The following is an 11,133-nucleotide window of genomic DNA, read 5'->3' on the forward strand; positions in this document are numbered from 1 at the left end:
CTACTTAACGCGGCGTTATGCGTAGCCCACAAAATCAAGCAATTAGAAGGAGTTAATGTTTATGATTACTTGTTACGTCAGGTATGTAATTGACCCAAAGAAGGTCAATGAATTCGAAGAATACGCCAAAATGTGGATTCCACTTGTTGAGAAGTTTGGTGGCCAACACAATGGCTACTTTCTTCCATCTGAAGGCGCAAACAATGTAGCTTTGGCTCTTTTTACCTTTGAAAGTTTGTCAGCTTATGAAGACTATCGTACTAAGTCTCAAAATGACCCTGAATGTATTAAAGCTTTCGAGTTTGCCGATAAAGTGGACTGCATTATCAGCTATGAGCGCAGCTTTTTTAGACCTGTGCTCGGTTAAAGAAGCTACGCATAACAAAGCGTTCAAGACGGATTCACAACGCGCGGCATTTTCAGTTTGATTCAACTTTAGTGTTTACGGCACAATGCTTTAGGTTGGGTAGTCGCGTTGTTCACCACTTAACGCGGCGTTAGATTTACTCTGAGGATTCATGCAGACATCATATAGGCATCACTATGTTCCTGAATGGTACCAGCGCCGATTTATGCTGGATGGTCAGAAATCCTATTTTAGGTTAGATCTCAGTCCAGAAGAAATAGTTCGACCTGATGGGCAGTCAGTCAAAATTGGTGAAATTCTCAATAAAGGGCCAACAAGGTTTTTTTACGAAGTAGATCTTTATACCACGCAATGGTTTGGTGAAAAAAATGATGAGATTGAACGGCATTTATTCGGCCATATAGACTCCAGTGGTTCTAAAGCTTTATCTGCGTTGGCCTCTGAAGAATGGATGCGAGAAATTCATCCTCATGTTACTAATATATTTGAGTACATGGATGCTCAAAGAATAAGAACACCCAAGGGGTTGGAGTGGTTAACTAGAGTTACTCGCGCTAAAACTCACAATGAGTTATTACTGCGCATGCAGGAACTACGTCGAATGCATTGTACTATGTGGGCGGAGGCTTCATTAGAAGTAGTGAGTGCAAATGAATCTGAAACAAAGTTCATTGTAAGTGATAACCCAGTAACACTTTATAATTCAGTGTTTTATCCAGGAAATGAAAAATGCAGATTTCCAAATGACCCCGGAATACACCTAAAAGGCACAAGGACGATCTTTCCAATTGACTTTAACCATTGTGTCATTTTGACGAATAAGGAGTTTGCTCGTTCACCTGGAAAGTTTAAAGCTCCAAAGCCACGCACCAATGCACGATACTTTGATCAAACTATCATTAATTACAGCGATTTTATCAGAGAACGAGAGTTTTCAGAGCAGCAAGTCATAGTCGTTAACCACATCCTTAAGTCTAGGGCTCATAAATATATAGCTGCTGCAAAAAAAGAATGGCTATACCCTGAAAAATACTTAAAAAAGAAAGATTGGGGAAAATTAGATAAGGTCTTTGTTTCAAAAAGTACTAAGCTGCTCGGGAGAGACTCCGAAATCTTCATTGGTGGAGAAGGCGGTAAACTGATGGCGACTCAGGATGAGTTCGGTCGCAGACCTCAAAGTTCTGGTGAATGGAAAGCAAAAGAACAGCAAATGCAAAAAATGCATGCTGATCTTATGCGATTGCTTGCGAAAGAAAAATCTAACAAACAATTCAAGAGGGATTCGTAACGCGTGGCATTTTTACTATGCGTTAATTTTGGTGATTAAGGTGGTTTGCGGCGGCATTGGTGTTGCGTTACTCACCCCTTAATTGGGCGTTATGTGTATCTAAGACTCTTAGAATATTAGTTGTTTTCTGGTGGGTTTCAGTTTTCGTAGAAGGATTTCTAATGAGGTTTAATTGTGAATGTGGTGCAAGGATTCATGATATCTCTGACTATCAAGAGAATAAGGCTCGATTTATTCCAGATGAGTGTTGGGAAGAAATGTGTGAGCAAATTGATGGTGGGATGAATGCATGGGAAGCGTTTGCAAAATATCAACGTTTTACTTATCAATGTCACAACTGTTCGCGGGTAATTATAGAGCAAGGCAATGGTGGCTTTATCTCATTTAAACCAGAGCAGGACATTCCGTTTGGTGTTTTGAAACACACATAACAAAGCATTTAAGGCGGATTCCCAACGCGCGGCATTTTCGGTTTGTTTTGAATTTAGTGTTTACGGCCTAATAATTTAGGTTCGGTGGTATGCGTTGCTCACCACTTAATGCGGCGTTATGTACTTTTACGGAAAATCAGAAATTTATGGATGAAAATACTGAAATTTGGCGTCAATTTTACCAAAAGGTACTGTCTCGCCCACATTCAAAACGTACTGAGCTTGCTGTCAGACTCAATGAATCAAACCTCAAAGTGGCCACTGACTGTGGTTGTGGAACCGGCAGTGATATCGAGTACCTCGAACAACATGGTTATCAAGTTCATGGCTTCGATATTAATCCTGATTCAGTCGCTATTTGTAGAAACAGGTTCGGGTCAAAGTCACTAGTTGATATTTCAGAGACCTCGTTTGAGTCGTTCGACTATCCAAAGTCTGGTGTAGTTATCGCAAGCTCCAGTTTGTTTTTCGCTGACCCATACCAATTTGCATCGACTTGGAGCAACATCAGATCTTCAATTGAAATCGGTGGGGTGTTTGCTGGTGACTTCATGGGTTTCAAAGACAGTTGGGCTAACAACTATCGTAGTCCTACAACATCGTTGTCGGAATCAGAAGTAAAGGCTTTGTTATCGGGTTTTGAAATAGTCAGGTTCTTTGAACGTGATGAAACAGCGAAAACTTCATTGGATAGAATGAAGCATTGGCATACATATTCAGTGGTCGCGGTGAAACGTACATAACAATGCGTTTAAGACGGATTCACAACGCTTGGCATTTTTGGTTTGTATCAGCTTAAGTGTTTACGGCACACTGATTTAGGTTAAGTGGTCGCGTTGTTCACCACTTAACGCGGCGTTATGTACTTTTACGGAAAATCAGAAACTTATGGATAAAAATGCTGAAATTTGGCGTCAGTACTACGAAAAAGCACTATCTCGTCCACATTCAAAACGTACTGAGTTTGCAGTTCGCCTCAATGAATCAAATCTCAAAGTCGCCACTGACTGTGGTTGTGGAACAGGCAGCGATATCGAGTATCTAGAACGACAGAATTATCAAGTTCATGGCTTCGATATTAATCCTGACTGTGTTGCTATTTGCAGAGACAGGTTTGGTTCAAAGTCATCAGTGGATGTTTCAGAGTCTACGTTTGAGTCTTTCGACTATCCAAAATCTGGTGTAGTTATAGCAAATTCCAGTTTGTTCTTCGCTGACCCAGGCCAATTTGAAACGACCTGGAACAACATTAAATCTTCAATTGAAGTCAGTGGGGTGTTTGCTGGTGACTTTATGGGTTTCAAAGACAGTTGGGCTGAAAACTATCGTAGTCCGACAACACCGTTATCGGAGTTAGAGGTAAAGGGTTTGTTCTCTGACTTTGAAATAGTCAGGTTCTTTGAACGTGATGAAAATGCTAAAACCTCATTGGGTAGAATGAAGCATTGGCATACATATTCCGTGGTCGCGGTGAAACGTACATAACAAAGCGTTCAAGACGGATTCACAACGCTTGGAATTTTTAGTTTGAATCAACTTTAGTGTTTACGGCACAATAGTTTAGGTTCGGTGGTTAGCGTTGTTCACCACTTAACGCGGCGTTATATTGCCCCGATAAATTCTGCTATTTAGAGCTTTAAAATGATAAGAAAGTACAACGAAAATGACATGGATTCAGTTCTTGAAATTTGGCTTAAAGCGTCAGTTAAAGCTCACGATTTCATTTCGGCTGAGTTCTGGGAATCTCAAGTAGAAAACATGCGTAGCATCTACATTCCAGCTTCAGAAACTTACGTTTACGAAGCTGAGTCGAAAGTAGTTGGCTTTTACGCACTGTATGAAAATAGCCTAGCTGCTATATTTGTCTCTCCTGAACTTCAAGGTAAAGGCATTGGTAAGCAACTATTGAGTCATGCTAAAACTCAGAGGGCGGAATTGAGTCTTTCTGTATACAAGGAAAATCAGGCTAGTTATCAATTCTATTTGTCTCAAGGCTTCAAAGTCGTGAGTGAGCAATTGGATGAGCACACTGGACATCCAGAGTACACAATGAGTTCGGGCATATAACAAACTGTTCAAGAGGGATTCGCAACGCGTGGCATTTTTACTATGCGTTGGTTTTAGTGTTTAAGGTGGTTGGCGGCGGCTTTGGTATTGCGTTGCTCACCCCTTAACAGGGCGTTATACGATTAAGAAAATACGAGGTTACGGTGCATAAAAAGAATGACGGACTATTGAGACAGTTTAAGCGTGTTGCTATCTCATTTTCAGACTTCAAAGAAGCTCTCGATATTGTAAGTTATATAAAGAAGAATGACCTTTATTCCGACTTCGACAATAACTTTCTTGTTCTTTCAGCGCTAACTAATGCAATGATACTATCTTATTGCAAACCATTTTCCGGCAATGACTCTAGAAATAAGATCAAAGTCCCTGATTTATCTAACTCCGCTTTAAAAGTACTTTCGCCTGAAGAACGGAGTTTACATGAGTTCTTAATGCAGCGCAGAAACCAGCTTATAGCGCACTCTGATTCTCAGGCTATTGATATGAAATTTGTTGTGTATTCTTTTGGGGAAAGGGGTATGCTTCAGCCCGTCAGAAATAGAAGTTCAATATGTTTAAACCTAGAACAACTTACAACCTTTGAAAGCATGTCTCAAAAGTTACTTTCTTATGTGTTTACCTTACATAAGGATATGGAGCCAAATATTATTCCTTTACTTACAGAAGAACATATCGAAGATTGGGGTGAGTAAAATCGTATAACAAGGCGTTCAAGAGGGACAGTCAACGCGTGGCGACTTTGGCTCAAGTCTTGGCATTTGTGTTTACGGTGGTCAAATGAGGTACCGTGGTCGCGTGCTTCACACCTTAATTGGGCGTTATGCTTACTCTTCAAATTTTAACAACTAAGGTTTTAACGATATGAAAAATATAGTGATATTGACATTATCTTCTCTGATGTTCTTTTCTTCTAACACTCTTGCTAGAGATGATATTGGATCATATCCAATTGAAAATGCACTAAGCTCAGAAGCAGCAAAAAATAAATTAGGTACTTCTGTAAAATTCTACTTCGGTGAGCAGAAATTTCCCAAAGTGGTGGCGGAGTTTGGCGAATTCAAAACGAACAAAAAAACAAACGCGTTTAATAAAACAGATGAAGAAGCGTGTAACTGGGTCTTTCTATCGGCCATGATAGCGCTGAAAGAACGAGCAATTAAAGAAGGTGGCAACGCGGTGGTTGATATCAAATCTAACTACAAAAACAACCTAACTTCTAGCTCAGATACCTTTCAATGTGGTGCTGATACTATGATTGCGGGCGTTGCATTAACAGGTAAAGTAGTGAAGTTAAAGTAAGCATAACAAAGCATTTAAGAGTGATTCCCAACGCTTGGCATTTTTCGTTCAAGGTTGGGTTTCGTGTTTATGGTGCAATGCTTTAGGTTAAGTGGTAGCGTTGCTCACACCTTAATGCGGCGTTATGCTTAATCGCGTAAAATCAGTGGTTTATGATTTTTCCTTGTTCCCTTAGCTTTTTGGTTTTGAGCTCGTCGGCAAGTTGTCTTCATTGGGCGCTGTTTTTCGGACACTTATTCTTTGGCGCTGAAAATTCAGAGAATTGCCTCAGTCAATTTTCGAGCAAGCGCGAGGTTAGGGCGGTTGGCTCAATCAGCAATTTGAACTTAGTTTTTCGAGGTTTAGCTGCCAAATTTCAAAGTCCGATTTTTAAAACTATGAGTCATTTCGGTTTTCTACGTTTTGGCTTTTGTTTGTAAATCAAAGTCGAGTTAATCTTGTTCCTAGTAAAACGTAACCCATTGAAGCTTAAGCATAACAAGGCGTTCAAGTGGGATTCATGCCGCGTGGCATTTTTGGTATGCAGTGAGTTTGGGTGGTGAAAGTGCTCTGCGGAAAGTTGGTTTATGCGGCATTCACCCCTTAACGCAGCGTTAGGGCACAGGGCGGAAATGGACAGAATCGTAGAATTAATCAAACAAGATCCAGTTAGAGTCAAAGCCTTAGAGTACGTCTCTAAATTGGGCTTGCCTCAATGCTATATTGCAGCTGGTTTCGTTCGTAATCTTGTTTGGGATGCACTGCATGGTTTTGATGTAGCGACACCATTGAACGATGCGGATGTTATTTACTTTGCTCCTGACGAGAACGACCCTAAAGCATATTTACAGTATGAATCTCAGCTCAAGCAGCTAATGCCAGAAATTAACTGGCAAGTTCGTAATCAAGCACTCATGCATACTCGAAATGGCGATTTACCTTACACAAGCTCCCTTGATGCTATGAGTTATTGGCCAGAACAAGAGACAGCTGTTGCCATTCGACAAGTCGCACCTGGTAGCTATGAATGTATTGCAGCTTTTGGGTACGAATCCTTATTTGGTTACTGTGTCACACATAATCCTAAAAGGTCACGAGAAACGTTTGAAAATCGTGTAAATTCAAAGGGCTGGTTAGTAAGGTGGCGGTCTTTGAGAACTGTGCCCTAACAAAGCATTTAAGAGTGATTCGCAACGCTTGGCAGTTTCGCTTCGCTCAAGTATAGCCAAGCGCCGCTCACACCTTAATGCGGCGTTATGTGATATGTGAGCATACTAACAATTAAGAAATGTAGAGTTCGGGTTATCTCATGGTATTATGCCGTTAGTTTCATTTTAATTACGAGGTCTTCGTTATGTCAGGCGTCAGCATTTGGCAACTGCTTATACTCATTGTATTGATTCCACTTGCATTTCTTCCTTCAATTATCGCGTTAAAGAAAAATCATCCTTATAAGGTTCCTATTGTTCTAATAAATATTCTGGGTGGTTTATTGTGGGGAGTTGGTTGGCTAATCGCTTTGATTTGGTGTTTCATTGTCCCAGAAAAGAAAGTTGCGAGTATTACTAATATTGCAGATGAAATTGATAAACTTCATTCTTTGAAAGAGAGAGGTGTTATCTCTGAAAGCGAATTCAATGCCAAAAAGAAAGAGTTAATGCAACTATAAGTACCACATAACAAAGCGTTTAAGAGCGATTCCGCAACGCGTGCCAGTTTCGCTTCGCTCACAGTATGGCACGCATTGCGTCACGCCTTAACGCGGCGTTATGTAGCTAGGAGGAAATGTTTAATTGAGCAGTAGTTACACAGTTTCATTTGCTTGTTTAGAGTGTTGCAAGTCTTTTAAGCGTGACAGCGAATTATCCAAGGGTATTCCCAATGAGTTACCTTGCCCAAATTGCGGTAATGTTTCATACAATCTTGGACGCCATTTTAAAGCACCTAAACAATCAGACAAAAAGCAATGGGATAAGATCAGGTTTTTAGTATCACATGGCTTTCGGTTTCAAAAGATAAGACCACACAGAGATAATAATGACTCCGTCCCTTATCCGATTGACTTGGCTGAAGCTCGAGAATTTGTTGAACGCTATAAAGAGTTTTCGTTAAACATTGGGGACGTGACATAACAAAGCATTTAAGAGGGATTCACAACGCTTGGCGGTTTCGGTTTGAATCGGCTTTAGTGTCTACAGCACAATGGTTTAGGTTGGGTGGTAGCGTTGTTCACCCCTTAATGCGGCGTTAGCACTGGATTGGCATGAAGGCTAAAAGTTTATGTTTTTATTAGCTTCTTTTCCTCGCTTTACACCTGAACAAATGTGCCTTTCAGGTTCGCTCCGGTGGCACTAGATGTGAAGTTTTCGCTTTGAGCTTATCGTTTACGGATTCTAACTTTCGGGCTATTTCTCTGGCTTGGTTTCTTTTGCGCTGAGAAATTTTCGGCAAAACTTAGTATCTTTGAAGCTGCCGTTAAAGTCAGAAGCCCGTATCCTTTGCTAATTTGAAAGTGGCGAAAAAGGGCAGTTAAGCATGTTTTTCTTCTAGCCAACTTGCGCTTAAAGTTAGTTTTCAGTTTGGCAGTTGTCCGTTTGGTTTCGGTGTTTTAAGCCATAAATTCCGTGCTATATTTCAATATCTTGGCGTGTACCAAAGGCTTTAAGGGCAGCGTGCTAACAAACAGTTCAAGAGGGATTCAGCACGCGTGGCATTTTTGGTATGCGGTAGTTTTGGTGTTGAAGTGCCATGCGGTGGCTTGGTCATTGCGTGCTTCACCCCTTAACTGGGCGTTATGTATTTCATTGAGTATGTCGATATGAATGGATATGAACCAATTTTCAAGCGATTATGGGAGCAAGTGTGCGACATACACTATGTATGGCAGATTTACTGCGATTTGTATGCTGTAGGTCCTGACGTTATTAAATTACTCAACAAAAATGGTTCAGGATTTTTTCACGTTAATCAGCTATTGATGTTGGATTATATGGCCTTATCGTTGTCAAAATTGACAGATCCTGATGTAACCAGTAGAAACAAAAACCTCAGTTTGAGGCAGCTAATTAGGCACGCCGAAAATGTAGGTGATAGTGAGTTAATTGCGCAACTCACTGGAACATTTAGTGAGTTAGAACTCTCATGTGAGGAATTCAAAGCGATTCGAAATAAACGTATTGCGCATTCAGATTTAAAACATGCTCTAAATGAAGCAGAAAAAGTTCTTCCAGGTATATCGCAAACACAAGTAGAACACAGGCACTGGAACAGGTTCGAGAGTTTATGAATATCTACGAGCGTTATCATAATGATTGTGAAACCTCCTATGAGAATGTTCATGCTCCATATGGTACTGGTGGTGATGCCTTAGTTGAGTATCTCCGAAGACAAAATACATAACAAACGCTTCAAGACGGATTCGCAACGCTCGGCGGTTTTGGTTTGAATTGGCTTTAGTGTTTACGGTGTAATGGTTGAGTGTCGTGGTAGCGTTGCTCACCACTTAAGCGGGCGTTAGCCGTCATGGAGCTTGCCATACTCAAAGTGATAGAATAGTATCACTATAGTATTCGTTTGGAGCAGCTCTCATGAAAGTAGAACTAGTTACATCACTCAAACGTCAAGCAACTAAGATCCTCGCAGATCTCCACGACACAAAAGAACCAGTGTTAATTACTGAACATGGTAAGCCATCCGCGTATTTAGTTGATGTTGATGATTACGAGTTTATGCAAAATCGTTTGGCTATCCTGGAGGGTATTGCGCGAGGTGAGCGCGCACTATTTGACGGCAAAGTGGTGAGTCATGATGAAGCCAAGGAAAAAATGTCAAAATGGCTGAAATAATCTGGACTGAGCCAGCGTTATCTGACCTCAATGATATCGCTGAATACATAGCACTTGAAAATGTTGTAGCGGCAAAGCAGTTAGTACAAACGATTTTCTCTAAAGTTGAACGCCTAGAGACTTTCCCTGAATCAGGTCGTATTCCGCCAGAATTAGAACATTTAAGTTATCGTGAAGTTGTCGTTAATCCATGTCGTGTTTTTTATAAACAGGACAGTGACAAAGTCTACATTCTGTTTGTTATGCGTTCCGAGAGAGATTTACGTAAGTTCCTGTTGAGTAAGCAATAACCTTTGGGGATGAGCGGCTAACAAAGCGTTTAAGACAGATTCGCAACGCTCGGCATTTTCTGTTTGCTTTGAATTTAGTGTGTACGACACAATAAGTTAGGTTTAGTGGTAGCGTTGCTCACTACTTAACGCGGCGTTAGCTATTTTTCGGATTTAGCGAGAAATTTCAAATGGAATGGATTAAAAAAGAAACAACAGTTATAGATAAATTGTGTTCCAACAATCAATTGCTCGCAAATACAATTGATACTGCTTTATGGTCAGCATTTTCAAAAATTGATGAACATGCATACGGTCAAGATATCCTTCTTGCAAAGGAAGTGTTAAGAGGTGAGTTAGGTTTAGACCATGACCAAAAAACCGGAGATATAGATCTCTTAATCATCCCTATTGTAGGAGACACCCCATTACTGCACAAAACTGTAGCGGTTGAAGCCAAAGTAGTTAGACCTACAGTTCGTAAACCAAGTAAGAATGCATCATCAATGGGTGTTACGCAAACCAAAGGGTTATTAAGAGACGGATTTCCTTATACAAGTCTTTTACATGTGGTAATTCCTGAATCACTGCCATCGGAAATGCATTGGTCTATACCGCTTAAATCGATGGAACTTGATGACAATGGCGACCTAAAGGATACAGGCGAGGTTATCAAACACGATCCATTTCCTCTTATTAGTGCAGGTAGACAAAAAGGTCGTATTGTTGCCGCCGATTTACCAGACGAAGCATCATATAGGGTACTAGGTCTGTCTCTAACTAACGGAGATATATCGGGCATTACGCAAGGAGATTTACGTATGGGCAAAGTTAACCCACGTGTATCAGAAACATTGCTGGCTAATATTCGTAAGTTTCTAGTCTCAAACCCAGATAGATTTGAACGTATCAAGTGGTTTTAACAAAATAGCTAACAAACAATTTAAGAGGGATTCACAACGCTTGGCATTTTTGCTTCTACTTCAATTTTAGTATTTATGGCACAATGTTTTAGGTTGGGTGGAGGCGTTCTTCACCCCTTAATTGGGCGTTATGAGGCATATGGATATTCAATTAATACAAATAGAAAGTGATGAGTTTGAAAGTCTATTTTCTGTTGTGAAACAGGGGATTTATTCGCATGTCGATGCCGTCTTTGGTTGGTGTGACGAGTTTCAGGCCAATCGTTTAAAAAGTGACTATGAGCCGCATTGGTTTCACTGGGTTTATCTCAATAACACACAAGTTGGAATGCTATGCTTCAAGCCTTACGACAATGCATTTCATGTACATTTACTTATTGTGTTTCCAGAATTTCAAAATCAAAAACTGGGTGAAAGGGTAATGAATATGGTTCAAGAAATAGCGCGAGAACAAGGGCGTAGTTACGTAACCTTATCAAGCTTTACTCGAAATGAGTCAGCGGTAAGGTTTTATAAATCTCTTGGATATGAGGTGACTGAAAGCGATGAAAACTTCCTTTCTCTGTCGCTTCGAGTTGCCTCATAACAAAGCGTTTAAGGCAGATTCGCAACGCATGGCATTCTTGGTTCAAATTGAGTTTTGTGTTTACGGTGTAATGGTTTAG

General features: G+C 40.5%; 15 protein-coding genes. All 15 read left to right on the plus strand.

Annotated elements, in window-relative coordinates:
- The first annotated feature begins 61 nt into the window (after positions 1–61).
- Complete coding sequence (locus CAG65_RS19530; protein WP_148546934.1) at positions 62–367, plus strand: NIPSNAP family protein; 306 nt, start codon at positions 62–64, stop codon at positions 365–367.
- Between the two features lie 151 nt (positions 368–518).
- Positions 519–1,655, plus strand: a complete 1,137-nt coding sequence (locus CAG65_RS19535) for a DUF4238 domain-containing protein (protein WP_161454696.1) — start codon at positions 519–521, stop codon at positions 1,653–1,655.
- A gap of 161 nt (positions 1,656–1,816) precedes the next feature.
- The gene (locus CAG65_RS19545; protein WP_140065121.1) at positions 1,817–2,086 is read left to right on the plus strand and encodes a hypothetical protein; all 270 of its coding nucleotides are present in this window, start codon (positions 1,817–1,819) and stop codon (positions 2,084–2,086) included.
- A 146-nt stretch (positions 2,087–2,232) separates the two neighbouring features.
- Positions 2,233–2,829, plus strand: coding sequence for a class I SAM-dependent methyltransferase (locus tag CAG65_RS19550; RefSeq protein WP_161454698.1), 597 nt, complete (start codon positions 2,233–2,235; stop codon positions 2,827–2,829).
- Positions 2,830–2,974: 145 nt separating this feature from the next.
- A complete protein-coding gene (locus CAG65_RS19555) occupies positions 2,975–3,571 on the plus strand; it encodes a class I SAM-dependent methyltransferase (protein WP_161454699.1) in 597 nt (198 codons plus the stop codon).
- A gap of 156 nt (positions 3,572–3,727) precedes the next feature.
- Entirely contained in the window at positions 3,728–4,153 is a 426-nt protein-coding gene (locus CAG65_RS19560; protein WP_042764686.1) for an N-acetyltransferase, read from the plus strand.
- 143 nt (positions 4,154–4,296) lie between these two features.
- Positions 4,297–4,845 carry a hypothetical protein gene (locus tag CAG65_RS19570; protein ID WP_161454700.1) on the plus strand — a complete coding sequence of 183 codons (549 nt, stop codon included), beginning with the start codon at positions 4,297–4,299 and terminating at the stop codon, positions 4,843–4,845.
- Positions 4,846–5,014: 169 nt separating this feature from the next.
- Positions 5,015–5,452: an excinuclease gene (locus tag CAG65_RS19575; RefSeq protein ID WP_161454701.1), complete on the plus strand. Its 438-nt coding sequence runs from the start codon at positions 5,015–5,017 to the stop codon at positions 5,450–5,452.
- Positions 5,453–6,063: 611 nt separating this feature from the next.
- Positions 6,064–6,600 (plus strand): nucleotidyltransferase family protein, encoded by a 537-nt coding sequence (locus CAG65_RS19585; RefSeq protein WP_161454702.1) that lies wholly within the window; start codon positions 6,064–6,066, stop codon positions 6,598–6,600.
- A gap of 185 nt (positions 6,601–6,785) precedes the next feature.
- Positions 6,786–7,100 (plus strand): superinfection immunity protein, encoded by a 315-nt coding sequence (locus CAG65_RS19590; RefSeq protein WP_202599468.1) that lies wholly within the window; start codon positions 6,786–6,788, stop codon positions 7,098–7,100.
- 1,149 nt (positions 7,101–8,249) lie between these two features.
- Positions 8,250–8,717, plus strand: a complete 468-nt coding sequence (locus tag CAG65_RS19600; RefSeq protein WP_161454703.1) for an AbiU2 domain-containing protein — start codon at positions 8,250–8,252, stop codon at positions 8,715–8,717.
- Between the two features lie 301 nt (positions 8,718–9,018).
- Positions 9,019–9,276 carry a type II toxin-antitoxin system Phd/YefM family antitoxin gene (locus CAG65_RS19605; protein WP_161454704.1) on the plus strand — a complete coding sequence of 86 codons (258 nt, stop codon included), beginning with the start codon at positions 9,019–9,021 and terminating at the stop codon, positions 9,274–9,276.
- Entirely contained in the window at positions 9,264–9,566 is a 303-nt protein-coding gene (locus CAG65_RS19610) for a type II toxin-antitoxin system RelE/ParE family toxin (RefSeq protein ID WP_065770625.1), read from the plus strand. The genes CAG65_RS19605 and CAG65_RS19610 overlap by 13 nt, the downstream gene beginning before the upstream one ends.
- Positions 9,567–9,736: 170 nt before the next feature.
- On the plus strand, positions 9,737–10,468 hold the full coding sequence (locus tag CAG65_RS19615) for a hypothetical protein (RefSeq protein ID WP_161454705.1): 732 nt from the start codon (positions 9,737–9,739) through the stop codon (positions 10,466–10,468).
- A 130-nt stretch (positions 10,469–10,598) separates the two neighbouring features.
- Positions 10,599–11,054 (plus strand): GNAT family N-acetyltransferase, encoded by a 456-nt coding sequence (locus CAG65_RS19620; RefSeq protein ID WP_161454706.1) that lies wholly within the window; start codon positions 10,599–10,601, stop codon positions 11,052–11,054.
- Positions 11,055–11,133: the final 79 nt, after the last annotated feature.

The sequence above is a fragment of the Vibrio sp. V39_P1S14PM300 genome, from assembly GCF_009904765.1.
Classification (GTDB): Bacteria; Pseudomonadota; Gammaproteobacteria; order Enterobacterales; family Vibrionaceae; genus Vibrio; species Vibrio proteolyticus.